The organism is Rhodococcus oryzae (assembly GCF_005049235.1).
GTDB classification, from domain to species: Bacteria; Actinomycetota; Actinomycetes; order Mycobacteriales; family Mycobacteriaceae; genus Rhodococcus_G; species Rhodococcus_G oryzae.
Window position 1 is genome coordinate 231,176 of record NZ_SUMD01000006.1, and the last position, 24,500, is coordinate 255,675.

The 24,500-nt window shown below is 69.2% G+C and carries 26 protein-coding genes and 1 pseudogene; 15 read left to right on the plus strand and 12 right to left on the minus strand.

Annotation, left to right across the window (positions count from 1 at the left end; all coding sequences use genetic code 11):
* Positions 1-597, plus strand: a complete 597-nt coding sequence (locus FCG67_RS14730; RefSeq protein ID WP_136910487.1) for an ATP-dependent Clp protease proteolytic subunit — start codon at positions 1-3, stop codon at positions 595-597.
* Positions 598-614: 17 nt separating this feature from the next.
* Here the strand turns inward: FCG67_RS14730 and FCG67_RS14735 are convergent, their stop codons facing one another.
* Complete coding sequence (locus FCG67_RS14735) at positions 615-989, minus strand: helix-turn-helix domain-containing protein (protein WP_136910488.1); 375 nt, start codon at positions 987-989, stop codon at positions 615-617.
* A gap of 167 nt (positions 990-1,156) precedes the next feature.
* Here FCG67_RS14735 and FCG67_RS14740 point away from each other — a divergent pair, with 167 nt between their 5' ends.
* From FCG67_RS14740 to FCG67_RS14760, 5 genes are all read left to right on the plus strand, one after another.
* Positions 1,157-1,633, plus strand: a complete 477-nt coding sequence (locus FCG67_RS14740; RefSeq protein WP_136910489.1) for an SRPBCC family protein — start codon at positions 1,157-1,159, stop codon at positions 1,631-1,633.
* Positions 1,634-1,701: 68 nt separating this feature from the next.
* The gene (locus FCG67_RS14745) at positions 1,702-3,102 is read left to right on the plus strand and encodes a WS/DGAT domain-containing protein (RefSeq protein WP_136910490.1); all 1,401 of its coding nucleotides are present in this window, start codon (positions 1,702-1,704) and stop codon (positions 3,100-3,102) included.
* 307 nt (positions 3,103-3,409) lie between these two features.
* Positions 3,410-5,356, plus strand: coding sequence for a molecular chaperone HtpG (gene htpG / locus FCG67_RS14750; protein WP_136910491.1), 1,947 nt, complete (start codon positions 3,410-3,412; stop codon positions 5,354-5,356).
* Between the two features lie 86 nt (positions 5,357-5,442).
* Positions 5,443-5,793 (plus strand): hypothetical protein, encoded by a 351-nt coding sequence (locus FCG67_RS14755; protein ID WP_097212578.1) that lies wholly within the window; start codon positions 5,443-5,445, stop codon positions 5,791-5,793.
* A 34-nt stretch (positions 5,794-5,827) separates the two neighbouring features.
* Positions 5,828-7,186 (plus strand): MFS transporter, encoded by a 1,359-nt coding sequence (locus FCG67_RS14760; RefSeq protein WP_136910492.1) that lies wholly within the window; start codon positions 5,828-5,830, stop codon positions 7,184-7,186.
* Positions 7,187-7,202: 16 nt separating this feature from the next.
* On the opposite strand, the gene FCG67_RS14765 is transcribed toward FCG67_RS14760, so the two are convergent.
* Positions 7,203-7,826 carry a hypothetical protein gene (locus FCG67_RS14765; protein WP_136910613.1) on the minus strand — a complete coding sequence of 208 codons (624 nt, stop codon included), beginning with the start codon at positions 7,824-7,826 and terminating at the stop codon, positions 7,203-7,205.
* A 162-nt stretch (positions 7,827-7,988) separates the two neighbouring features.
* On the minus strand, positions 7,989-9,686 hold the full coding sequence (locus FCG67_RS14770; RefSeq protein WP_136910493.1) for a fumarate hydratase: 1,698 nt from the start codon (positions 9,684-9,686) through the stop codon (positions 7,989-7,991).
* A gap of 120 nt (positions 9,687-9,806) precedes the next feature.
* Between FCG67_RS14770 and FCG67_RS14775 the strand changes: the two genes are divergently transcribed.
* From FCG67_RS14775 to FCG67_RS14785, 4 genes and pseudogenes are all read left to right on the plus strand, one after another.
* Positions 9,807-10,523, plus strand: a complete 717-nt coding sequence (locus FCG67_RS14775) for a CPBP family intramembrane glutamic endopeptidase (RefSeq protein ID WP_136910494.1) — start codon at positions 9,807-9,809, stop codon at positions 10,521-10,523.
* Positions 10,524-10,588: 65 nt separating this feature from the next.
* Positions 10,589-11,992, plus strand: a pseudogene (locus FCG67_RS14780) (chloride channel protein); the annotation flags it as partial.
* Positions 11,993-12,043: 51 nt separating this feature from the next.
* Positions 12,044-12,661 (plus strand): CBS domain-containing protein, encoded by a 618-nt coding sequence (locus FCG67_RS25380; protein WP_246045097.1) that lies wholly within the window; start codon positions 12,044-12,046, stop codon positions 12,659-12,661.
* The gene (locus FCG67_RS14785) at positions 12,658-13,605 is read left to right on the plus strand and encodes an antibiotic biosynthesis monooxygenase (RefSeq protein ID WP_136910496.1); all 948 of its coding nucleotides are present in this window, start codon (positions 12,658-12,660) and stop codon (positions 13,603-13,605) included. Before FCG67_RS25380 ends, FCG67_RS14785 begins: the two co-directional genes overlap by 4 nt.
* Positions 13,606-13,682: 77 nt before the next feature.
* On the opposite strand, the gene FCG67_RS14790 is transcribed toward FCG67_RS14785, so the two are convergent.
* The 3 genes from FCG67_RS14790 to FCG67_RS14800 form a co-directional block, all read right to left on the minus strand.
* Positions 13,683-14,819, minus strand: coding sequence for an NADH:flavin oxidoreductase (locus FCG67_RS14790; protein WP_136910497.1), 1,137 nt, complete (start codon positions 14,817-14,819; stop codon positions 13,683-13,685).
* A 55-nt stretch (positions 14,820-14,874) separates the two neighbouring features.
* Positions 14,875-15,246 (minus strand): PLD nuclease N-terminal domain-containing protein, encoded by a 372-nt coding sequence (locus FCG67_RS14795; protein WP_136910498.1) that lies wholly within the window; start codon positions 15,244-15,246, stop codon positions 14,875-14,877.
* Positions 15,247-15,395: 149 nt separating this feature from the next.
* A complete protein-coding gene (locus FCG67_RS14800; RefSeq protein WP_246045084.1) occupies positions 15,396-15,638 on the minus strand; it encodes a maltose regulon activator MalT in 243 nt (80 codons plus the stop codon).
* Positions 15,639-15,882: 244 nt separating this feature from the next.
* On the opposite strand from FCG67_RS14800, the gene FCG67_RS14805 reads away from it, so the two are divergent.
* Positions 15,883-16,608: a DUF1906 domain-containing protein gene (locus tag FCG67_RS14805; RefSeq protein ID WP_136910499.1), complete on the plus strand. Its 726-nt coding sequence runs from the start codon at positions 15,883-15,885 to the stop codon at positions 16,606-16,608.
* Between the two features lie 49 nt (positions 16,609-16,657).
* Here the strand turns inward: FCG67_RS14805 and FCG67_RS14810 are convergent, their stop codons facing one another.
* The gene (locus tag FCG67_RS14810; RefSeq protein WP_136910500.1) at positions 16,658-17,143 is read right to left on the minus strand and encodes a hypothetical protein; all 486 of its coding nucleotides are present in this window, start codon (positions 17,141-17,143) and stop codon (positions 16,658-16,660) included.
* A gap of 82 nt (positions 17,144-17,225) precedes the next feature.
* Between FCG67_RS14810 and FCG67_RS14815 the strand changes: the two genes are divergently transcribed.
* The gene (locus FCG67_RS14815; RefSeq protein ID WP_136910501.1) at positions 17,226-18,467 is read left to right on the plus strand and encodes an MFS transporter; all 1,242 of its coding nucleotides are present in this window, start codon (positions 17,226-17,228) and stop codon (positions 18,465-18,467) included.
* A gap of 172 nt (positions 18,468-18,639) precedes the next feature.
* Here the strand turns inward: FCG67_RS14815 and FCG67_RS14820 are convergent, their stop codons facing one another.
* From FCG67_RS14820 to FCG67_RS14830, 3 genes are all read right to left on the minus strand, one after another.
* Complete coding sequence (locus FCG67_RS14820) at positions 18,640-19,161, minus strand: nuclear transport factor 2 family protein (protein ID WP_246045085.1); 522 nt, start codon at positions 19,159-19,161, stop codon at positions 18,640-18,642.
* Positions 19,162-19,222: 61 nt separating this feature from the next.
* Entirely contained in the window at positions 19,223-19,558 is a 336-nt protein-coding gene (locus FCG67_RS14825; RefSeq protein WP_136910503.1) for a hypothetical protein, read from the minus strand.
* Between the two features lie 81 nt (positions 19,559-19,639).
* Positions 19,640-20,398, minus strand: a complete 759-nt coding sequence (locus FCG67_RS14830; protein ID WP_097212566.1) for an Rv1157c family protein — start codon at positions 20,396-20,398, stop codon at positions 19,640-19,642.
* Between the two features lie 361 nt (positions 20,399-20,759).
* Between FCG67_RS14830 and FCG67_RS14835 the strand changes: the two genes are divergently transcribed.
* Entirely contained in the window at positions 20,760-22,022 is a 1,263-nt protein-coding gene (locus tag FCG67_RS14835; RefSeq protein WP_136910615.1) for a mannosyltransferase, read from the plus strand.
* On the opposite strand, the gene FCG67_RS14840 is transcribed toward FCG67_RS14835, so the two are convergent.
* The gene (locus FCG67_RS14840; protein ID WP_136910616.1) at positions 21,964-22,254 is read right to left on the minus strand and encodes a 4a-hydroxytetrahydrobiopterin dehydratase; all 291 of its coding nucleotides are present in this window, start codon (positions 22,252-22,254) and stop codon (positions 21,964-21,966) included. The two genes, FCG67_RS14835 and FCG67_RS14840, sit on opposite strands and share 59 nt — an antisense overlap.
* 30 nt (positions 22,255-22,284) lie before the next feature.
* Here FCG67_RS14840 and FCG67_RS14845 point away from each other — a divergent pair, with 30 nt between their 5' ends.
* Complete coding sequence (locus FCG67_RS14845; RefSeq protein ID WP_425467837.1) at positions 22,285-22,686, plus strand: (deoxy)nucleoside triphosphate pyrophosphohydrolase; 402 nt, start codon at positions 22,285-22,287, stop codon at positions 22,684-22,686.
* A gap of 113 nt (positions 22,687-22,799) precedes the next feature.
* Positions 22,800-24,011, plus strand: a complete 1,212-nt coding sequence (locus FCG67_RS14850) for a lipase family protein (RefSeq protein WP_136910505.1) — start codon at positions 22,800-22,802, stop codon at positions 24,009-24,011.
* 27 nt (positions 24,012-24,038) lie between these two features.
* Here FCG67_RS14850 and FCG67_RS25020 read toward each other — a convergent pair whose 3' ends face one another.
* Positions 24,039-24,215 carry a hypothetical protein gene (locus tag FCG67_RS25020; protein WP_097212563.1) on the minus strand — a complete coding sequence of 59 codons (177 nt, stop codon included), beginning with the start codon at positions 24,213-24,215 and terminating at the stop codon, positions 24,039-24,041.
* Positions 24,216-24,500 lie beyond the last annotated feature (285 nt).

Below are 24,500 nucleotides of genomic sequence, written 5' to 3' on the forward strand. Positions count from 1 at the left end.
ATGGCGCAGTACGCGATTCCCAGTGTCATCGAGCGGACCCCGGCGGGCGAACGATCCTTCGACGTGTTCAGCCGACTGCTCAACGAACGGATCATCTTCCTGGGTACCGAGATCGATGACGGTGTGGCGAATGTGGTGATGGCGCAGCTGCTGCACCTCGAGGCGGATGCGCCGGATCGGGAGATAGGCCTGTACATCAACTCGCCGGGCGGGTCGACCACCGCGATGCTCGCCATCTACGACACCATGCAGTTCCTGCGGCCCACGGTCGCCACCTATTGCATGGGTCAGGCCGCCTCCGCCTCGGCGGTGCTGCTCGCTGCGGGCGCGCCGGGGCGCAGGCACGTGCTCGCGCATTCACGGGTGCTGCTGCATCAACCGTCCGCGCAGGGCCAGGGCACCATTTCCGATCTCGCCCTGCAGGCCGCGGAGGTGCTGCGGGTCCGGTCGCAGACCGAGGAGATCCTCAGCGCGCACACCGGCCAGGACGTGGCACGACTGCGCAGGGACACCGACAGGGATCGGATCTTCACCGCCCAGGAGGCGCTCGACTACGGCCTCGCGGACCAGATGATCGTCTCCAGGGACGCGGCGTAGCGGACGGCGCCCGCCGATCAGGCGGCCATCAGCTCCACCCGCGGCGGACCGGTCACCGTGTGCTGACCGGTCGGTCGCGGGGCCGACAGTCGCCGCACGCCCCTGGCCAGCAGGTTCTCCAGCGGCATGCCGAGCGCGTCACACACCGAGCGCAGCATCTCCGACGACGGCTCCTTGCGTCCGCGCTCCATCTCGGAGAGGTACTGCTTGGACATGCCCACCGTGCGCGCCACATCGTCGAGGGTGCGGTCCTGATCGCGGCGTTCATCGCGCAGTATCTCGCCGTAGATCTTGCGCAGCAGGGGAGCGGGTCGGTCGTCGCGGTCCGGGCGTCGGCCCTCGCGTCGCCTGCTGGCGATGTCGACGACGACCGGCCGGTCCGCAGCTGTCATGACCGCAAGCCTGCCACCGGGCCGCGGCGACAGGCGCGGTTGTTCGCTGAGGGCTGACCGGGCTATGCGTGCGGCCGCACCGCGCGTGGTTCGGTGGCGACCGTCGGTTCGGGGTGGACAATTCGCCGGGAGCCCGGCCGTCGGGCGCAACGGAAACGGAGACCGCAATGGCACCCGAGAGCACGGACAGCTTCCTCGTGGAACGCTCCATCGACGTCGCCGCGAGCCCGGCCACCCTGCACGGCCTGATCGACGATTTCCGCCGCTGGCCCGAGTGGTCGCCATGGGAGGAGCTCGACCCCACCATGACCCGGACCTACGGCGGGGCCGACCGCGGGGTCGGCGCCACCTACTCCTGGTCGGGCAACCGCAAAGCCGGTTCGGGGTCGATGGTCATCACCGAGTCGGTCCCCGGGCAGAAGGTGGTGCTGGACCTGGCGTTCCTCAAGCCGTTCAACGCCGAGAACGTGACCACCTTCCTGCTGGAGCCCAGCGGTGCGGGCACCACGGTCCGCTGGCAGATGACCGGCAAGAAGAACTGGTTCTTCAAGGTCTTCGGGTTCGTCTTCAGCATGGACAAGATGGTGGGCAAGGACTTCGAGAACGGCCTGGCCAAGCTGAAGGCCCTCGCCGAGGCCGGATAGCTCCCGATCCGGCCACGGCGGGCGCATCGGCGGCGATCGGTCGGTGATACCTTCCGTCGGTGCCGCGGATGAGTCCCCCTGATGCGCAGACGTACTGGATCTCCACCAAGATCCACAGCGACCAGTTCCTGCTCTACTGCTTCGAGGACCCGGCAGACTCGACGGCCGCGATGCGCCGCTCGCTCCTCGCGCGCGCCGCGCTCGTCCCGGACCTGCGGCTCAAGGTCCGGGAGGTCCCGTTCCACGCCGACTACCCGCACTGGGTCCCGATGGACGTCGGCTCCGACCACGTGGTGGCCCACGAGCCGCTCGAGAGCTGGCCGGACTGCCTGCTGGCGGTCGGGGAGCTGCTGACCGAACGCCTGGACTCGCGCGAATCGCCATGGCGGCTGCATCTTTTCGCGGTCGCGCACGGGTCGCCGCGGTGCGGAGACGCACCCGCGGTGGTGGCGGTGCTGCAGGTCGCGCACGCCCTGGCCGACGGGCGAGGCGCCTCGACGCTGGCCCGAGCCCTGTTCGGTGGGCAGGACGCTGCCGTGCGGCGGGCGCCGAGCCCCGCGCCGTGGCGACCGGCCTTGGCGCTCGCGTTGGCCGCTGCCCGACTCCCGGCGCAGCTCGCCGCCCTCCTTGCCGCCGCGGTGCCCGCCCACCGGACCCATCGTGACCTCGAGCGCGAGACCGCCGCGGGAGCGCTGCCGGCGCAGCCGCCGAGCCTCTCCAAGGGTCCGACCAACGCCCGGCCGGACGAGCGCCGGTCGGTGCGGATGGTGGTTCGTGACGCCGCGGACCTGCGTGGGCCCGGGGTCACCGTCACGGTCGGGGCGATGACCGCGATCTCGTTGGCGCTGACCCGGTACCTGCGGGCGCAGGGGAGCGCAGTGCCTGCAGACCTCGCCGCGGAGGTGACGGTCGCCAAACCCGGGCAGGCGCGGTCGCGGAACCACTTCCGCAACGTCGCGGTCGACCTGTATCCCGGCGTCGCCGATCTGCGAGACCGTGCCGCGGCGATCGCCGCGTCGATGGCAACCCGCCGGACCCGCGGCGAGCATCCGGCCGCGGCGGCCGCGGACCGCGCGCTGCGCTCGGTTCCTGGACCCCTGGTGCGGTGGGGCGTCGAGCAGTTCGATTTCGGAGCGATCCCCGACACCGTCACCGGCAACACCGTGGTCTCCAGCGTCGACCGCGGTCCGGCCGATCTGTCCCTCGGCGGCGGACCGGTGAGATTCACGGCCGGATTCCCGGCGTTGTCCCAGTTCATGGGCCTGACCCACGGGGTGCACGGCATCGGTGACACCGTCACGATCGGTGTCAGCACCAGTCCGTCGGTACTGGCCGACCTCGACGCCTACGAGACCATGCTGCATGAGGCGATAGACGAGGTCAGCGCCGCATTCGGGTCAATCGGGTGGCGAGCCGCGCCGTCCCCGGATACCCTGCATTCGGTGTCGGAAGCTCCGGCAGAGCAGTGACGACTCGACGAGTCATCGAAGGAGTCCCCAGATGTCGACCTACATTTATGATGCGCTGGTTCCCTACGTCGGACCGGCCGAGGCCGCGAACCTGGCCACCCTGCTGGCCGTCGGACCGTAAGGACCACCCACAACCTCACGTGAGGCCCGGTGGAGCATGCGCTCCGCCGGGCCTCACGCATGTCCGGCCTCGGATGGCACGTTGCTGATGCCCGGACGGGCCCCCTCGCCGTCGGCGTAATATTCCGACGACGAATCTGGTGTCGAGGCCCCGACGTCGAGGCCTCGGCTGTCGAAGGGAATCGGATTGAACGCGCACATCGAGCAGCTCGAATTCCAGGCGGAAACCCGTCAGCTGCTGGATCTGATGGTCCACTCGGTCTACTCGAACAAAGACTCCTTCCTCCGCGAGCTGGTCTCCAACGCCTCGGATGCGCTGGACAAGCTGCGCCTCGAGGCGTTCCGCGACAAGGACCTCGACGTGGACACCTCGGATCTGCACATCGAGATCGAGGTGGACAAGCAGGCCCGCACGCTGACCGTCCGCGACAACGGCATCGGCATGTCCCGCGAGGAGGTCGTCGACCTGATCGGCACGCTGGCCCGCTCCGGGACGGCGGATCTGCGTCGGAAGCTGCGCGAGGCCAAGGACGCAGCCGCGGCCGGGGCTTTGGGTGCTTCCGAGGAGCTGATCGGGCAGTTCGGCATCGGCTTCTACTCGACCTTCATGGTGGCGGACAAGGTCACCCTGCTGACCCGCCGCGCCGGCGAGAGCCAGGCGACTCGCTGGGAGTCGAGCGGCGAGGGTACGTACACGATCGAGACGGTCGAGGACGCGCCGCAGGGCAGCTCCGTGACCCTGCACCTCAAGCCCGAGGACACCGAGGATCACCTGCACGACTACACCTCCGAGTACAAGATCAAGGAACTGGTCAAGCGCTACTCCGACTTCATCGCGTGGCCGATCCGGATGGACGTCGCGCGCAGCGTGCCGGGCGAGGACGGCGCCGAGGCGACGGTGACCGTCGAGTCCGAGACGATCAACTCGATGAAGGCGCTGTGGGCGCGCTCGAAGGACGAGGTCTCCGACGAGGAGTACCAGGAGTTCTACCGGCACATCGCGCACGCATGGGACGAGCCGCTCGAGACCATCGCGATGAAGGCGGAGGGCACCTTCGAGTACCAGGCGCTGCTGTTCATCCCCACCCACGCGCCGTTCGACCTCTTCCAGCGCGACGCCAAGACCGGCGTGCAGCTCTACGTCAAGCGCGTGTTCATCATGGACGACTGCGACCAGCTGATCCCCGAGTACCTGCGCTTCGTCAAGGGCGTGGTGGACGCACAGGACCTCTCGCTCAACGTCTCGCGCGAGATCTTGCAGCAGGACCGCCAGATCCGGGCCATCCGGCGCAGGCTCACCAAGAAGGTGCTGTCCACCATCAAGGACATCCAGACCGAACGCCCCGAGGACTATCGCACCCTGTGGACCCAGTTCGGCCGCGTGCTCAAGGAGGGCCTGCTGTCCGACACGGACAATCGCGATGCGCTGCTGGGCATCTCGTCGTTCGCGTCCACCCACAGCGAGGACGAGCCGACCACCCTGGACGACTACCTGGCGCGCATGAAGGACGGGCAGGAGCAGATCTACTACGCGACGGGCGAGACGCGGCAGCTGCTCGAGAGCTCGCCGCACATGGAGGCGTTCCGCGCCCGCGGCCTCGAGGTGCTTCTGCTGACCGATCCCGTTGACGAGTTGTGGGTCGGCGCGGTGCCCGAATACGAGGGCAAGGTCTTCCAGTCCATCGCCAAGGGCGAGGTCGACCTCGACACCGAGGAAGACAAGAAGGCCAGCGAGTCCGAGCGCGAGGAAAAGGAGAAGGACTTCGCGGGCCTGCTCACCTGGATGACCGAGGCGCTCAGCGAGCAGGTCAAGCAGGTGCGGCTGTCCACCCGGTTGACCACCTCCCCGGCGTGCATCGTCGGTGACGCGTTCAGCATGTCGCCGACCCTGGAGAAGATGTACCGCGCCTCGGGACAGGTGCTCCCGCCCACCAAGCGGATCCTCGAGCTCAACCCGGAACACCCGCTCGTGGCGGCGCTGCGGACGGCCCAGGCCGACCGCGACGACGATCCGGCGCTCGCGGAGACCGCCGAATTGCTCTACGGGATGGCGCTGCTCGCGGAGGGCGGCGAGCTCGACGATCCAGCGCGGTTCACCGGCATGCTCGCCGACCGACTGGCCCGCACGGTCTAGACCCGCGGTAGCCGACGCGCCGCGCCGATCTCGTGGGATAGCGAATCGGCGCGGCGCTCCTTCGTTCCGGCGGATACAGTGCGGGTATGTCTGTCGTATACAACGTCTTCGTCGCCATCCACCTGCTCGGTATGGCCGCCATCGTCGGTGGCTACTTCGCCGTGCTGGCGGAGCCGCGGGTGTCCGAGGTCATGGTGTGGGGCGCCCGGGTCCAGTTCCTGACCGGACTGATCATCGTCGGGATCGGCGAGGGTGCGCTGGACAAGGAGTACATCACCGCCAAGATCGCGACCAAGCTGGTGCTCTCGCTCGTGATCGTCGCGCTCGCCGAGATCGGTCGCGCCAAGCAGAAGCGGGGCGAGGCGAACCCGAACCTGGCGCACGCGGCCGGGGTGCTCGCGATCATCACCGCTCTGATCGCCGCGCTCTGGACGTAGCCGGGGCAGGCACGGCTCCAGGTAGGTCATCTCGGTGAGACCCGAAACCAGAACCCGCACAGAGCGACTCGACGAGCTACCGTTCACCCGTCGGCACGGCAGGTTGCTGGTCGGTTCCGGGATCGGCTGGGCGCTCGACGCGATGGACGTCGGCCTCATCTCGTTCGTGATGGCCGCGTTGGCTGTGCACTGGGACCTGAGCAAGACACAGCTGTCCTGGGTCGGTTCGATCGGCTTCGTCGGGATGGCCATCGGGGCCAGCGTCGGTGGGCTGCTCGCGGACCGGATCGGCCGCAGGCAGGTGTTCGCGGCGACCCTGCTCGTCTACGGTCTCGCCACCGGTGCCACTGCGCTCGCGGGGTCGCTGGCGGTGCTCATCGCGCTCCGGTTCGTGGTCGGGCTCGGGCTGGGCGCCGAGCTGCCGGTCGCATCGACCCTGGTCAGCGAGTACGCGCCGCGAAATCAGCGGGGCCGCATGGTGGTTGCGCTCGAGGCGTTCTGGGCGGTGGGCTGGATCCTGGCCGCCTTGATCGGTTACTTCGTGATCCCGCTCTCCGACGACGGCTGGCGCTGGGCGCTCGCGGTCGGCATCGTGCCGACCGCCTACGCGGTGGTGGTTCGGATGGGCCTGCCCGAATCGGTGCGCTTCCTCGAGGGCCGCGGCAGGTATGCCGAGGCCGAGGCGGCCGTGCGGTCCTTCGAGGAGTCGGCGCCGATCCGCCGGACGCAGGGGACCGCGACCGACACCGCGACCGAGCCCGAGCCCGAGTCGGGGCGACCGGATCCGCCTGCCGACGACACGGTCGTCGAGTCGATCTGGTCGCCGCGGCTGCGCAGGCGGACGGGCGCGCTGTGGGCGATCTGGTTCTGCATCAACCTCTCCTACTACGGCGCCTTCATCTGGCTGCCGAGCCTGTTGCTCGCGCAGGGCTTCGACCTGGTGAAGTCCTTCCAGTACACGCTGGTCATCACCCTCGCCCAGCTGCCCGGGTACGCCGTGGCGGCCTGGCTGATCGAGGCGTGGGGCCGCCGCGGCACCCTGGCGACCTTCCTCCTCGGATCCGCGGTCGCCGCCGGCCTGTTCGGGTTGGCGGACTCACCGACGCAGATCGTCGCGGCGGGTATGGCGTTGTCGTTCTTCAATCTCGGCGCGTGGGGCGCGCTGTACGCGATCGGTCCGGAGCTCTACCCCACGACGGTGCGGGGAGCGGGCACCGGCGCGGCTGCTGCCTTCGGACGGATCGCGTCCATCATCGCGCCGCTGATCGTGCCGTGGCTGCTGACCGGCGGCAACGGACTGGTGTTCGGGGTGTTCGCGGTGTCCTTCGGGTTCGCCGCGGCCGCGACCCTCGCGCTGCCCGAACTCAAGGGTCAGGCGCTGGCCGAGCGCTGACGAACCCGGCCTCCTCTCAGGCCATCTCCGGTACGTGCAGGTGGGCGATGGCCAGTTCGAACTCGCACACCTCGAGGATCTCGCTGCCCATCTCGCGGACCGCTGCTGCTCGGATTTCCTGGGCCAGCTCGCGATTGTTGTCCATCGCCTCGTGGCTGTCGAAGGTCACCGAGGACACCGCACGTCCCGCCGAGTGGTCGACGAGCAGGCTGGCGCTGCAGAACCCCTCGAGGTCCTCCATCGCGGGCATGGACACCATCTTGTAGACGTCGATGGCGTGGTCCATCCGGCCAGGCTCGAGCTTGAGCCACACTGCCCGCACACACGCGCCGTGGCCAGAATGGTGGTCGCGGTGCAGGATCGCGATGTCCCAGCGTTCGACCGTGGTGGTGCCGTTGAAGGCCTTGGCGGCCTCGTCGCGAAGCTGCAGGACGGGCCCCTCGCTCCTGCGCAGCGATTCCTCGTCCATCCAGGAGCTGGTGGCGATGCACCTCCCGCTGTCGTGGTCGACCAGCAGGGACAGTCCCGCGCAGCCCTCGAGTTCGGCGAGTGCAGGCATCACCGTGTCGCGAATATGTTTGATTCCCGCGTCGATGAACGACGGGTGGGCCTGGATAGTGGTTGAGCGTGCAAACACGATCCACCTCCTTGTTCTCGAGGCAGCACCCGGCGGGCGCCACCGGTCAACCCCCCTCCATGCCTCACCCTCCTCCCACCGGGTGCGCATGGCAATGGTGGATCGGAACGACAAAGGCCCGGCGGAGCGTGAGCTCCGCCGGGCCTCGGGTCGTGTCGTCTCAGCTCACAGGCCGGGACGCTTGCCCACCGTCAGGGTGACCTCACCGGTGTGCGCGAAGAAGTCGTTGCCCTTGTCGTCGACCACGATGAAGGCAGGGAAGTCCTCGACGTCGATCTTCCAGACCGCCTCCATGCCGAGCTCCTCGTACTCGATGACCTCGACCTTCTTGATGCAGTCGAGCGCCAGCCGCGCGGCGGGCCCGCCGATGGAACCGAGGTAGAAGCCGCCGTGCGTGTCGCAGGCGTCGGTGACCTGCTTGGACCGGTTGCCCTTGGCCAGCATCACCATCGAGCCGCCCGCCGCCTGGAACTGCTCGACGTACGAGTCCATCCGGCCGGCCGTGGTGGGGCCGAACGAGCCGGACGCGAGACCCTCGGGGGTCTTGGCCGGACCGGCGTAGTACACCGGGTGGTCCTTGAGGTACTGCGGCATCTCCTCGCCGGCGTCGAGGCGTTCCTTGATCTTCGCGTGCGCGATGTCGCGCGCGACGACCAGCGGGCCGGTCAGCGACAGCCGGGTCTTGACCGGGTGCTTGGACAGCTCCGCGAGGATCTCGGGCATCGGCTTGGTGAGGTCGATCTTGACCGCGGCGCCCTTGCCGGTACCCGAGATGCCGTCGGTCTCGGCGTCGAGCTGGGTGTCGGTGACCTCGGGCAGGAAACGGCCCGGGTTGAACTCGAGCTGCTCGAGGAAGATGCCCTCGGGGGTGATCTTCGCCTTCGCCTGGCGGTCCGCCGAGCAGGAGACGGCGATCGCGACGGGCAGCGACGCACCGTGGCGGGGGAGCCGGACGACGCGGACGTCGTGGCAGAAGTACTTGCCGCCGAACTGCGCGCCGATACCGATCTTCTGGGTGAGCTCGAAGACCTTCTTCTCGAGCTCGTGGTCACGGAAACCGCGGCCGGTGATCGCGCCCTCGGAGGGCAGCTCGTCGAGGTAGTGCGCGGACGCGTACTTGGCCGTCTTGAGTGCGAACTCGGCGGACGTGCCGCCGACGACGATCGCGAGGTGGTAGGGCGGGCAGGCCGCGGTACCGATCGAGCGGATCTTGGCCTCGAGGAACTGCATCATCGAGTCCGGGTTCAGGATCGCCTTCGTCTCCTGGAACAGGTAGGACTTGTTGGCGCTGCCGCCGCCCTTGGCCATGAACAGGAACTTGTACGAGTTCTCGTGGCCCTTGGCCGTGTCCGCGTACAGCTCGACCTGCGCGGGCAGGTTGCTGCCGGTGTTCTTCTCGTCCCACATGGTCACCGGGGCCATCTGCGAGTACCGCAGGTTCAGCTTGGTGAACGCGTCGTAGACACCGCGCGAGATGGCCTGCTCGTCGTCCCCGGGCGTGAGCACCTGCTGGCCGCGCTTGCCCATGACGATGGCGGTGCCGGTGTCCTGGCACATCGGCAGTACGCCCGCCGCGGCGATGTTCGCGTTCTTGAGCAGGTCGAGCGCCACGAACTTGTCGTTGTTCGAGGCCTCCGGGTCGTCGAGGATGCTCGCGAGCTGCGTCAGGTGATCGGTGCGCAGGTAGTGCGAGATGTCGTGCAGCGCGGTCTCGGTGAGCAGCCGCAGCGCCTCGGGCTCGACGTTCAGGAAGGTGCGCCCGTCCGGTCCCAGGGCGGTGGACACCCCCTCGGTGGTCAGCAGCCGGTACTCGGTGTTGTCGTCACCGATCGGCAGCAGGTCCTCATAGAGGAAGTCGGCCATCATCTCTCCTGTACACGGGGCGTGCGATGCACGTTCAGGCTAGCGGCGCTGCTCCCGCGCCCCGATCCGGGGGCGGGAACGAGCCCGTCGCCCGCGCGGGCGGTCCGTACACTTGACGAGATGCACACCCACCCCAGGCTCCACGCCTACCTCGACGTCGCCGTCGTGGTGCTGGTCCTGGTGGGAACCAACCTGGTCGCGCATTTCACCAACGCCTGGGCGAGCATCGCCACCGTGCCGATCGCCGCGATCGCGCTGGTCGCCCTGATCCGCGGTCGGGGTCTGGGCTGGTCGGAGCTGGGCCTGTCGCGGCGGCATTGGCGTACGGGGTCGCTCTACGCGCTCGCCGCGGTCGGGGTGGTCGTCGCGGTCGTCGCGATCGGAGCCCTGCTCCCGATCACCCGGCCGTTCTTCATGGCCGATCGCTACGCCACCATCTCGGGCGCCCTGATCGCGTCGATGATCGTCATCCCGTTGCAGACCGTGATCCCGGAGGAGCTCGCGTTCCGGGGGGTGCTGCACGGCACCCTGGATCGCGCCTGGGGTGCGCGCGGGGTGTTCGCCGCTGGGTCCCTGCTGTTCGGCCTGTGGCACATCGCGTCGTCGCTCGGACTGACGAGCGGGAACCGCGGGCTCACCGGGATCCTCGGCGGTGGGGTGTGGGGGCAGGTGCTCGGTATCGCGGGCGCGGTGCTCGCAACCGCCGCGGCGGGATTCGTCTTCACCTGGCTGCGTAGCCGCAGCGGCAGCCTCATCGCACCGATCGCGCTGCACTGGTCGCTGAACGGGGCAGGCGCGCTCGCCGCCGCCGTGGTGTGGCAGATGTCCGTGGCCTGACCTCGGGCCGACACCCAGGTCAAACAGCCGTCGGCGCGCGTCGACGCTGACTACGCTTGCAGAGTATGACGGCCGGCGATCGCCGGCTTCTCGCGGCGACAGGGCTGCGCTCGGCCGGGACCGCCGCGGGTCGCTGGGTGAAGCACGCGAGCTACCTGAAGAAATGGCTGGTGCTCGGCACCGCCATCGGCATCATCGCGGGGCTCGGTGCCGTGGTCTTCTCTCTCGCGCTCTCCGAGGCCACCCACCTGCTGCTCGGCGTGCTCGGCGGCTACACGCCGCCGGAGGCTGCGGGGGACGGCGGCGGCGCAGGCAGCGGCGACTCGACCCGCCCGTGGGCCATCCCGATCGTCGTCTGCCTGGGCGGGCTGGCCTCCGGGATCATCGTGTTCACCTTCGCCCCCGAGGCGCAGGGACACGGGACCGACGCGGCCATCGAGGCGATCCACCGGAACCCGCGGATGATCCGCATGCGAGCGGTGCTGGTGAAGCTCGTCGCCTCGGCGATCATGATCGGCTCGGGCGGCTCCGGTGGCCGCGAGGGCCCGACCGCCCAGATCTCCGCCGGGTTCGGCTCCCTGCTCGCGCGCACCCTCGACCTGTCGCCGAAGGACGGCCGGGTCGCCGTCGCGGTCGGCATCGGATCCGGCATCGGCGCGATCTTCGGGGCTCCGCTCGGCGGCGCCCTGCTCGCCGGGTCGATCGCCTACCGGGACGACTTCGAGTTCGACGCGGTGATCCCGGGGCTGATCACCTCGATCGTCGGTTACACCGTCTACGGGTCCCTGCTGGGCTTCGCGCCGCTGTTCGGCTACGCCGCGTCCGGCTACCGATTCGACGACCCCCTGCAGCTGGTGTGGTTCGCGGCCATCGGCGTGCTCGGGGGGCTCGTCGGGCTGCTCTACAGCAGGACGTTCTACGGCACCGTCGCGATATCGGGCCGGGTGCGCTGCAGCCGGATCCTCAAGCCCGCAATCGGCGGACTCCTGGTCGGCCTGATGGCCCTGGCGTTGCCCGAGGTGCTCGGGAGCGGATACGGCTGGGTGCAGCAGTCGCTGGACCGGACGGGTCTGCTGGCGATCCCGCTCTGGGTGGTGCTGGTGCTGCCGTTCGCGAAGATCCTGGCCACCTCGCTCTCGATCGGGACCGGAGGATCGGGGGGCATCTTCGGGCCCGGCATGGTGATCGGCGCCTTCACCGGCGCGGCGGTGTGGCGGCTCCTCGAACCGATCGCGCCCGCGGTCCCGGACTCGCCCGCGCCGTTCGTCATCGTCGGGATGATGGCCTGCTTCGGCAGCATCGCCCGCGCACCGATCGCGGTGATGCTGATGGTCGCCGAGATGACCGGCAGTCTCACCATCCTCACGCCCGCGATGGTCGCGGTCGGGCTGGCCTACCTCATCGTGCGTCACTCCGGCGAGACGATCTACCGGGCCCAGTTGGGCACCCGCGAGGACGCCCGTGCGGCACGGCTGATGGCGGGGATGCCGCTGCTGGGCCGGGTCGGCGTCGGCGAGGCGATGTCGCCCCCGCGGCTGGTCCTCGACGGCGGCACCGACGTCGCCGACGCGCTGGCGCGATTGCGGGAGGCGGGAGTGCCGGGAGCACCCGTCGTCGACGGCGAGGGGCGTTTCATCGGCGCGGTCTCGCCGTCGGAACTCGCGGCCGCGGCACCGGATGCGACCCTCGCGCGGCGCGCCGATGCGGGGGCGCCGACGGTCGATGTCACCGCGACCCTCGACGAGGCGTTGGAGGCGCTGCCGGACGAGGCCCGATGGCTGACCGTGCTCGACGGGCACAGGCGGGTGTGCGGCATCGTCGGGGTGCCGGACGTCGTCCACGGCTATCGGATCGAGGTCCTGGCCGAGCAGCGGCGAGTGGAGCGGGTCGGGACGCACGTCGAGGTGCTGGACGTGCGCGCCGCCGAAGACTCGCCCGTGTTGGGAAAACGGCTGGCGGACAGGGCCCTTCCCGCGGGGTCGCTGGTGGTCTCGGTGCGGCGCGGCGATGCGGTGCTCCCCGGCACCGCCGCGACCAGGCTGCGCGCAGGCGATCTCGTCACCGTCCTGGTTCCGCCCGAACAGAGCGAGTCGGTCCGCCTGCTGGTCGAGGGTGAATCCGCGGGAGGAGACCGATGAGCGCCGCGACCGCAGTCACGGTGTTCCACCGGGCGCCCGACGCCGCCCGTTTCGCCGGGTGGGCCGATGGCATGGGGGCCGCAGCACGGGACGCGGACGGCTTCGTCGACGCCAGGGTCGCCGCGTACGAGGCGCCCGAACTGGACTGGGCGGTGTCGGTGACGTTCGATTCCGAGGAACACCTGCACCGCTGGCTGGACTCGGCCGGGCGGGCGGGGCTGATCGCGGCGGGGGAGAGCCTGGGATTCCGGCGCGCGAGCTCGGACCTGATCCTGCTCGAGGGTTGTCTGCCACCCGGAACCGCGGTCTTCGAGCACCCGGTGGCGCCGGGGCGTGAACGGGCCTTCGAGGCGACTCAGGTGCGGCTGTCCGCGCTGATCGCCACCTTCTCGGGGTTCGAGGGCACCACGGTGCTGCGGCCGGGGGGTTCGGGCACCTGGATGTCGGTGCTCCGGTTCCGCACCGACCGCCAGCTGGCGGCCTGGATGCGCTCGAAGGAGCGCGCCGAGGCGCTACCGGAGCTCCGCTCGCAGCTGTCGGAGGACTTCTCGGTGGTCGCCCGCAGCACACCGTTCGGGTCGATCCTGCGGGTGCAGGACGGCACGACGCGGATCACGCCGCAGTGGCGCACGGCGATGCTGATCCTGCTCGTGCTCTACCCGACGGTGATGACGCTCTCGCGCTTCCTCGGCCCGGTGCTCAACGCGTGGGGCCTGCCGCCCTGGCTGTCGATGTGGCTCAGCCAGATCGTCAGTGTCGGGTTGATGACCTGGCTGCTCATGCCCACGGTCACCCGGTGGTTCCGGCGCTGGCTCGATCCCGTGGACGGCGCGGGGCCGCGTGTGGGGCTGATCGGCGCGGTCGCGGTCGCGGTGGTGTACACGGCGACGCTGACCACCTTCGCGACGGTGCACTGGTTGCAGTTCTGGGACTACATGGACTGAGCCTCCGACGAACGGGCGGTTTCCCTGTCATCCGTCGAGTGACGGAGCGGGAAACCGCCCGTTCGTGGCTTCTCAGCTCAGCGCAGCACCTCGCGGTGCTCGTTGGCGTACGGCACGTGCTCGTCGACGCGCCCGTCCTGCAGCTTGTTCACCCACTCCGGGTCGGCGAGCAGCGCCCGTCCGACGGCGACGAGGTCGAACTCCTGATTCTCGTACTGCTCGAGCACGCGGTCGATGCCGACGGTGTTCGAGGCGGCGTCGGCGGAGAACGCCGTGGTGAACACCTTGTCGAGTCCGACCGAGCCGACCGTGATCGTCGGCAGCCCGGACAGCTTCTTCGTCCACCCGGCCAGGCCGAGCTTCCCGTCGGAGCCGTCGAGCTCGGCGAACGCGGGTTCCCAGTGCCTGCGGGTGGACGCGTGCAGCACGTCGACACCGGCGGCGACCAGCGGGTCGAGGACCTGCTCGAGCTCCGCGGGTGACTGCGCGATCCGCGCGTCGTAGTGGTTCGACTTCCACTGGGAGAAGCGGTAGACGATCGGGAAGTCCTCGCCGACCGCCGCGCGGATGGCCGCCACCACCTCGGCGGGGAACCGGGTCCGCGACTGCAGCGAGCCCCCGTAACCGTCCGAGCGCCGGTTGGTGCCCGCCCAGAGGAACTCGTCGAGCAGGTAGCCGTGCGCACCGTGCAGCTCGATGCCGTCGAACCCGACGTCCTTCGCGTTGACCGCGGCCGCGACCCAGGCCTCGCGGAGGTCGTCGAGGTCGCCGGCAGTCAGCGCCCGACCGCTCGGGGAGCCGTCGAGCGCGAGGCCGGACGGGCTGACGGTGGTCGCCTCCGGGTTGAGGCGGGGGGACTCACCTCGCTCGACCCCGAGGTGCCAGAGCTGCGGGATGATCGCGCCGCCCTCTGCGTGCACGGCGTCGACGACGCCGCGCCAGCCCGCCAAGCTCTCGGTGCCATAGAGGTGCGGCACCCGGGTGTGCGGGCCCGCGGCCGGGTCAGGGATGTAGGTCCCCTCGGTGATGATGAGGCCGACCCCACCCGCGGCGCGGCGACGGTAGTACTCCGCCACGTCCGCGCCCGGGATCCCGTCCGGCGAGAATCCCCGCGTCATCGGAGCCATCGCGAAACGGTTCTTCAGGGTCAGGGACTTGACCGCGAACGGTTCGAAGAGTCCGTCGACGGGCAGGGGGACGTGTGATTCGGTCATGACCCTGGGTAACTACGTGCAGGCGCAACTTATTCCAGGGGTGGTCGACGCCCGGCTAGTCGAGGTCGCGCTCGCGGCTCTCGCGTTCGATCCGCTGCTGCTTGCCGATCCGGCGCTGTTCCTCGGCCCGCTCTCGGCACTGCCGCAGGAAGGCCTCGTCGTCGTCGGGATTCTGCGGGAGCTGCCTGCCGGGGCGGTCGTACTCGCCGTAGGCGGAGGGGTGCGGTCGCCCGCGTTGCGGTCGCGCGCCCTGCGGGCGGCCGAGGATCAGCCACAGCAGGGAGCCGACCGTCGGGATCAACAGCACGATCAGGATCCAGCCGATCCGGGGAAGGTGGCGTACTTCGTGGTCTTCGCAGGTGAGCACGTCGACGATGCAGAAGATCCACAGCGCCATCATCACGAGTCCGAAAGCCGCGTACGGCATGAAAAATATCCTCCCCAGTCCAGCACGGCGCCCTGTTGCGCCGCGTCACCCGGCCGCGCGCGCATGGCTACGGTGCCGGGATGACCCCCGCGGGGAGAATATGTGTTGAGGGCGCCAATTCGTGAGCTTTGCTCAGATTGTGATCCCGGTCATCCCTCGTCGAGGACGATCCACTTACCAAAGGGCGGCGGGCCCTCACCGTGCACCTTGATTTGCTGCTCGGTGGCATCGGGGTGTTTGACGTGCATCCACTCATAGCCGTGCAGGACGTGTTCCTCGGCCGCGGATTCGTCGACCACCACCATGTCGCCGTTGACGCGCTGCTCGAACGCGAATCCACTCTCGGGCGCGATGACCCACCACGTCTGATTGCCCATGACCTCGAGTCCCATCCGGGAGAAGTTGTGCGGACAGGTCAGACGTTACCGCCGATCGACACCGGGCGGGCGTCCCGATTCGGCGTCGAAGGGCCGATACGCTGCGGCGACGCCGCAACAGGTGTTGCTAGAGATACTAATGTGACTGGCGACACCAGAGTGATTGTGATGGAATGGCCGAACCACCCAGGTCACCGTGGCCCCTCGTCGGCAGTCGGGGCGTGCCGGTGACGACAGCAATCAGTGATGTGAGGGCGTCGTGCAGGTTTCCCGTCGAGAACTCTTCAAGTACGTGGCCGCCGGATCCGCCGCTCTTGGCGTCACGGCGCTCGGATCCAATTCCCTGCTCGCGCAGGCCTCCCCGAACCTCGGCACCCTGATCGACTACGCGGGTGGGGTTCCGTCCGCGGAGGCCATCCTCGCCGCCGGACACGTCGGCGCCATCCGCTACGTCTCGGACCGTCGGCCAGGGGCGGAGTGGATGGAGGGCAAGCCGATGCTGGAGGCGGAGGCGACAGCACTCGCCGAGTCCGGGCTGGAGGTCGTCTCCTGCTACCAGTTCGGCAAGGCGGACACCGCGGACTGGCGTGGCGGATTCGAGGCGGGCGTGGAGCATGCCGAGCGCGGACTCGAGCTGCACCTGGCTGCAGGCGGCCCGGAGAACCGGCCGATCTACGCGTCCATCGACGACAACCCGAGCGAGGACGAGTTCACCGAGCTGATCGCCCCGTACATCCAGGGTTGGGAATCGGTTGTCGGGCACGAGAACACGGGGGTCTACGCGAACTCCCCGACCCTCGACCTGCTGGTGGCCGAGGCCCTGGGCGCGTTCTACTGGCAGCACAACTGGGGCACGCCGTCGGGTTTCGTGCACCCCGAGGCGCATCTACATCAGTACGAGATCGACAAGCGGGCCGTCGACGGTGTCGGCATCGACCTCAACGCGATCCTCAAGGCCGACTACGGCCAGTGGTCGCTGGCCTGACCGAACGCCGCGCCCCGGCGATGCGGGGCGCGGCGGAGTGCTGGGACGGTCAGCAGGCAGGCTTGGCGATGTTGTAGATCTGCTGCGCCTCGTCCGGGGTGGCCTTGACGCCGTTGTTCTCGGCCCTGGACTCGAGACCGGCGACGATCTCCTGCTCAGACTGGCCTGCATCGATGTCGGCGCAGGTCTGCGCGAGGATGTCTTCGATGGCGTCGTCGTCTCGGCCCTCGGCCAGATCGGGATTCGCGACCTTGAACGCCGCGGTGAACGTCGCCACCTTTGCGCTGTCGAGGGCGCCCTTGGCCTTCGAGGCCGCGGTGCTGGCCGCGGCGTTCGCCGAGGACATGGCGCCCTCCGCGGCGTTGGCGGCGGACGACATCGCGCCCTCCGCCGCGCCTGCGGCGGACGACATCGCGGCCGACGCCTTGTCCTTGGCGGTCTGGGCGTTGTCGGTGGCCTCGTCGGAACTACAGCCGGTGAGGGCGAGCGCGAGGGCGGCGGTGGAGGCGGCGAGCACTGCTGCTGCTTTTCTCATGCGGTCGAGCCTAGCCGCGACGGCGGGGGATTCGGCGCAAGACGAGCGCAGTCCGATCACGACTCGATGACAGACTTCTCGCATGGGTATCGGTCGCTACGCCGCACTGCTGGCACGCAGGCCGGTCCGCAGGCTGATCCTGGTCGGGATGATCGCGCGGCTGCCGCACTCCGCGGCCGGGCTGATCCTCACCCTGCACGTCGTGCAGACCCTCGGCAGGGGATACGCCGCCGCGGGACTCGCGGCGGCGGCGCTGACCATCGGCATCGCGGTCGGCTCGCCCTGGCGCGGCAGGCTGATCGACCGGATCGGGCTGCGGAGAACCTTGCTGCCCTCCGTGATCGCCGAGGGCGTGCTGTGGCCCATCGCCGCCTTCGTGCCCTATGAGGCGCTGATCCCGGTCGCCTTCGTCTGCGGGGCCTTCGCGCTGCCGATCTTCACGGTGGTCCGCCAGAGCATCAGCGTGCTCGTCCGCGAGGCGGATCGGCGGACCGCGTACGCCCTCGACTCGATCGGCACCGAGCTGGTGTTCATCGTCGGCCCGGCGACCGGGGTCTTCCTCGGCACCCACTTCAGCACCCGGTACACCCTCATCGCGATCGGCGTGTCCGTCGTGGTGGCCGGGCTGTTCCTGATGTGGTTCAACCCACCGACCCGCAGCGAGACCGCCGCCGTCGCGGCCGGAGCCGAGGCGGCGGTCGCACCCGCCGTCGACGACGCGACGGCCGCCACCCTCAGCGCCGCGACGCGCCCCGGCTGGCTCACCGCTGCCGCCGTCGGGGTGTTCGCCGCCTCGGCGGGTGCCACCCTGATCCTGGCGGGCACGGACGTCGGCATCCTGGCCGCGCTGCGGGCGAGCGGGGAGGTGCAGTCCCTCGGTGTCGTGTTCTTCTTCTGGTGCGCGTCGTCGATCGTGGGCGGTCTGATCTACGGCGCGATGCACCGCCCCGTGAGCCCGGCGCTGCTGCTGTTCCTACTCGGCCTGTTCACGCTCCCGATGGCCTTCGCCACCTCGACCTTCACGCTGGCGGCCCTCGCCATCCCGGCCGGGCTGTTCTGCGCGCCGGTGATGGCGGCGACGGGCGAGGCGATCGCGGACCTGGTTCCGGAGGACCGGAGGGGCGAGGCGATGGGTTGGCAGGGGACCTCGTTCACCCTCGGCGGCGCGGTCGGTTCGCCCCTCGCCGGTGCGATGGTCGACCGTGCCGGACCGGCGGCCGGGTTCACCGCCGTCGCGGTGGTGGGCATGGCGATCGGCTTGGCGGGGTACGTGGCCAGGCTCTGGGTCGCGGCCGCGCGGGCCGGCCGACACGACCGCGTGTGAGCACCGCAGGTCGGGCCTGCTGCAGGTAGCGTCAGCGGAACCATTCGAGAGAGGACAGACGTGGAACAACTCATCAACATCGTGTACGCCCTCGCGGCGAACATCTACGACCGCGTGTCGAGCGGATCCGTGGCCCCGCAGGAACCGCAGAACCCCTAGTGCGCGACGCGCCCTAGGCGCCGCCAACCGCGGAGAGCCACTGGCGGGCCTCGTCCGGAAGTCCTCCGGACGACTCCGCGGCGCGGCACCATTTCTTGGCCATCTTCAGGAACTTCATCGGGTTGTAGACGTCCTCCTCGCAGGACCACAGCCCGTCGCCCGCGTAGTGCAGGATCGTCAGGTTCGACGCCTCGTGGAGCGTGCCGTCGCCGGGATCGCGCATCGGGTTGCGGATCTCGCAGATCACCCAGCCGCGCTCCTCGTCGATCGTGTACCAGGCCGCGGGGAACTCCGTCATGTGGCTGCCGGGGAAGCTCGTCATCGTCCGCACCACCCACTCCCGGATCTGTTCCCGGCCACTGAAGTTCCCGTAGGCGTGCTCGATGTAGGTGGCGTCCTCGGTGAACATGTCGGCGAAGAGGTTCCAGTCGCCCGTCGCGGTGGCCTTCTCGACGGTGCGCTGGTAGCCCTCGAAGGCCGACTCCAGTTCAGCCCTCGTCCACGTCCGGTTGTCGGTCTGGTCCGCCTCGGTCACGTGCATCCTCCGTCGAATCGTCTTGTGCGGCTGTCAGTTCTGGGTAACGCGTCGGAACCGGTCAGGTCTGGGTGTGCGACATCGGCGATACCGCGAGTCCTGGCTCTTCCGCCAGCACGTGCAGCGGGCGGTCGCTCGGGCTCGTGGCGTCGGCACGCCAGGACAGCACCGACCACTTCGACAGTCCGGACAGCGCCGAACCCAGGCTGCCGAACGAGCCGGAGGACAGGGCGGAACCGGCCGAGCCGATGGAGCCTATCGAGAGGATCGAGCCGACGCTGCCGATCGAGAGAATCGAGTAGGCCGAGCCGATCGAGAGGATCGAGCCCTCGGATCGGATGGACAGGATCGAGCGTCGCGAGTGCACGGACTTCACCGAGTGCGGTACGGAGGCCATCGCTGAGGTTTACCACAGGGCCGGGTAAAGCAGAAGGGCCCCTTCGCGATGCGAAAGGGCCCTTCTGGGATGGCTGGTGCCTTACGGAACGACAACCATTCCGACGGTCGGCAGGAAGCTGCAGGTGATCGGCGCGGCACCCTCGGCCTGGGTGGTGAGGGAACCGGAGATCACCGCGAGAACGCGGCCGCGACCGGTGTCGGCGATGGCGGACAGGGTGGCCGGTCCGTCCGGGTTGATCTTCGACTCGGACGTCAGGTTCTGGGTCGCCGACTTCTGGTTGTCGATGTTGACCCAGCTGACGGTGAGCGGGACCGGCTGCACGTCGGCGGGCTTCTTGGTGCCCAGCGCGGTGAAGACGAACCCGGCCTGGCCTGCCTTCGGTCCCGGAGGGGGCAGGTGCGCGGGGCCGGGGACGGCCAGCGCGGTACCCACCGAGTCGGCGGTGGCCGAGATGCAGCCCTTGCCGAGGGTCGGGTAGAGGAACTGGGCGATCACGGGGCCGCTCTCCGGCGGGAGCTCCGGTCCGCCGCCGCCGCTGCCGTCGAGGAAGGTGATGACCTTGGAGAGGGTCGCCTTCGTCGACTCGGGCAGGTTGGAGGACTCGAGCAGCGTGCGCGCCTGGGCGAGCAGGTCTGCCTGCGGTCCGCCTGCGATGTCGGACGGGCCGGCCGCGGCACCGATGATGGCCGGTGCCAGCGAGGCCAGGGCCTCGATGTTGAGGCCTTCGGGGAGCACGGGCGCGGGCTGCGCCACAGCGTTGGTCGGAGCAGCCAAGGCAGCGGCCGCGGCTATCGCTAGCGCGGTGATCGTTCTGCGCGGTCCTCGCGTACGAAGCACAGTCGTCCCATCCTTATTTTCTTCAAGCGTCGGTTGGCCTGCAGGCCCCCAGCGGTAACGAGGGGCCACTCTATGCAGGCCATCAGGCGGTTGTACAGCGCTAGCCGAGACAACCCTGTTATTTCTTTGTCACCCGAGAGTGACTCCGGGTCGGGAGTCTATGGCAATGCTGGCCGGATGATGCTTGCCCGGTGACCATATCGTGTGACTAGAGTGAAAATTGAGATTGTTGATGCAACTGTTATCCACAATTTTCGGGGAGGTTCAGCGCCAGCCGCGGCTGCCGTTAGGCTCGCTGTCGAACGCTTCGGGTTCCACCCGTCGGCCCACACCACACGGGAGAACGCGAGACGTGTCCGAGATGCCACCCGCACCCCAGACTCGGGATGCTCGCACCGATGGCCGGTCGGCATCGATTCTTCGCTTCGCGCCGCTGCTGCTGGCGGTCTCCGTTGCGGTGCGGATGGCATGGGTGTTGCTGAGCCCGAACGGCATGAACCTGGTCGATCTGCACGTCTATGTGGACGGCTCGGCCGCGCTACTCAGCGACAACCTCTACGACTTCACCTACGCCGAGCTGACCCCGGACTTTCCGCTCCCGTTCACGTACCCGCCCTTCGCCGCGCTGGTGTTCTTCCCGCTGCACTACCTGCCCTTCCCGGTGGTGGGGATGTGCTGGACGCTGCTCACCATCGCGGCGCTGTTCCTGGTGATCCGGATCAGTCTGGAACTGATCTACGGCGCGGCGGCCCGGGAACCCCGCTGGACCGCGATCGCGCTGACCTGGACGGCGGTCGGGATCTGGACCGAGCCGGTTCGCACCACGCTCGACTACGGGCAGGTCAACGTGTTCCTGGTGCTCGGCGCGATGGTTGCCGTCCGCAGCACCCGGTGGTGGATCGCGGGCGGGCTGGTCGGCTTCATCGCGGGCATCAAGCTCACGCCCGCTATCACCGGCCTCTATTTCGTGGCGCGCAGGCGATGGAAGGCCGCCGTCTTCTCCGCGGTGGCGTTCGGGCTGACGGTGGCGGTCAGCTACCTCACGATCGGCCCGTCGGCGCGCGAGTACTTCGAACACCTGCTCGGCGATGCATCCCGCATCGGCCCGGTCGGGTCGGTGTGGAACCAGTCGGCGCGCGGCGCGCTGAGCCGGGTACTCGGCCACGACGTCGAGAGTGGATGGCCGTGGCTGGTCGCGGTGGCGGTCGCGGCGCTGCTCGCATTCTTCGCCTGGCGGGCGCTGGGGGCCGACGACAGGCTCGGCACCCTCGTGGTGGTTCAGCTCTTCGGGCTGTTGATCTCGCCGATCTCGTGGTCGCACCACTGGGTGTGGCTGATCCCGATGCTGATCTGGCTCGTGCACGGACCGCTGGCGGGACGGCTGGGGTCGAAGATCCTGGTCGGCTGCTGGTTGGCGTCGACCCTCATCGGGGTGCCCTGGGTGCTGTCCTTCTTCCAGGACTCGATCTGGCTGATCTCGAGGCCGGCTGTGCTGGCCTGGCTGGGCGCCGTGAACGTGGTGGGCGCCGTCGCGTTCTACGTCTGGGTGATCTATGCCGGACGACTCAGCCTTCGGCAGCCAGACGATCGATCTCCCGCGCAAGGCCCACGTCCAGATCGGTGATCCCGCCCATGGAATGGGTGGCGCAGGTGAAGGTGAGCGTGCGCCAGCGGATGTCGATGTCCGGGTGGTGATCGCGGGCCTCGGCTGCCGCCGCGACCCGGTCGACCAGTGCGATGGCGGCGGGAAAGGTCGGGCACTTCAGTGTTCGGGTGATCGAGGCGCCCGCCCGCTGCCAATCGGGTAGCGATCCCAGCGCGGCTTCGACCTCGGCGTCCGACAGCAACTCGGCCATGACAATGATGGTGCCATGCATGGTGCCCGGGTGGAAACGAATGCGGTACGGGAGGTCGCGGCGGCGGCGATCATCGTCGGCGGTCGGCTGTTGCTCGCGCAGCGGGTCGCACCGCCGGAACTGGCAGGCATGTGGGAGCTGCCCGGCGGAAAGATCGAGCCGGGGGAGAGCCCGGCACAGGGCCTGCGCCGCGAGCTCCGCGAGGAACTGGGTGTGGACACCGTTGTCGGCGATCGGATCGGGGTGGACGTGCCGCTGCCGAAGGGCATGGTCCTGCGTGCCTACCTGGTGTCGTTGTGCGACGGGACCCCGACCGCGCTGGAACATTCCGCGGTGCGCTGGGTGACCGGGCCGGAGCTGGCCGCCGCCGATCTGGTGCCGAACGACAGGGCGTGGCTGGCGGAGTTGATGGCGGTATTGCGCGCGGAATAGCGGTGGCGGCGGGCCGCGTCCATCGCGTGTCGGGCCGGGAAACCCGTTGGCCCCAGCCGTTTCCGTGCCACGCTGGTACCGATCATCGGCGAATCGAGGGGAAGGCATCTGCCATGGGGCGATCGAGGAATGCGGTTCTCGGCTTGGTGGCGGCCTGCGCCGCCGCGCTGACACTGGGGGTGATCCCCGCGGCGGCCGCCGAACCGCTTCCCGGTCCGACGCCGTTGGCGGACAACTGGTTCCAGGGTCCCACCGATCTGTCGGGGTACGCGAACGGGGACGTGATCCGCAGCCGTCCGGTGGAGGTTCGCTTCCCGGCGAACACTCCGTGGCCGGTGGTCGAGACCACCCAGCTGCTCTACCGCACCACCGATTCGTTCGGGGCGCCGGTGACCACCACGGCGACGGTGATGGTCCCCGACCGCCCGTGGACCGGACCGGGGGCCCGCCCGCTGCTCTCCCAGCAGCAGGCGATGGACGCCCTCGGTCTGGCGTGCAACCCCTCGGTGACCCTGCCCGCGGGCAAGTCCCAGGACCTGGCCCTCATCTCGCCGATGCTCGCGCTCGGCTATGCGGTCGTCGCCTCCGACTACCAGGGCCCCGAGATGGCCTGGATCGCCGGACGGCAGACCGCGCACGGCGTGCTCGACGGCATTCGTGCCGCGCAACGCTTTGAGCCGCTTGGGCTCTCGCAGGCACCGGTCGTCATGTACGGCTACTCGGGCGGCGGGCATGCGACCGCATGGGCGGCCGAGCAGAAGGCCACCTACGCGCCGGAACTCAACGTCATCGGTGTCGCCGAGGGCGGGGTCCCCGGCGACCTGGCCGGGCTCAGCGAGAAGCAGCCGGCCGTCGGTTTCACCGCCTGGGGCACCCTGCTCGGGTTGTCGAGGGAGTACCCGGACAAGATCAGGCCGCAGGAATACCTCACCCCCGAGGGGATCGAGTTCGCCGAGACGCTGACCGACGGTTGCCTGACGGACCTGCTCGGCAAGACCAAGGGCATCAGCCTCGCCCAGTACTCGAAGGTCGGTGACATCCTCACCATCCCGAGCGTCGAGGCCGTCATCGAGGAGAACTCGCTGGCGCGCACCGCCGCCACGCCGGACATGCCGTTGTTCGTCTTCCACGACACCAAGGACGTGCTGATCCCGGACTGGGGGATGACCGGAGTGGTCCGTGAGTACTGCAACCGCGGGGTCGACGTCCAGTACGCGCCCGGCCTCGGCGTCGATCACGTCGGTGGGGCGTTCGTCGGGATGCCGCCCGCCTACAAGTGGCTCGACGACCGCGTCGTCGGCCGTCCGACCACGCCGAACTGCTGATCGAGGCGACGCGCGCCGGGGAGGGGCTCAGGAGGCGCGTGCCTTCTTGAGTCCCTTCTTCAAGTCCTTGCCCGTGACGCCCTCGTTCTCGAGCTTCTTCATCCGCATGATGACGACGGGACACTTGAGGCACCGCGTCTTGCTGCGGCAGCACTTCTTCTTCGGCTTGAGGCTCGAGACCTTCTTCGCCTTGACCTTGCCCATGTCGGCACGGCCCTCCTGCCCGGTCGGATACCGGATCGTCCCGGCCTACCCGAGGTTAGCTTGCCCTCACGAACCGGCCCGGCGCAGGAGCGTGCCGCGGTCGGGATCGGCGGCCTGCTCGGTCGGTCCGGGTGGTTCGGGTGGTTCGCCGAGTAGCAGATCCAGGGTGATTCACAACTCGTTTTCGGCGGAATTGCCGCGGGCGGGTAGTATCTAGCTGGCCGCAATGCCTGCACAGGTCGTCCTGTGCTGATGGATTCGCATTCGCGACGCGGCCGCCCGAGC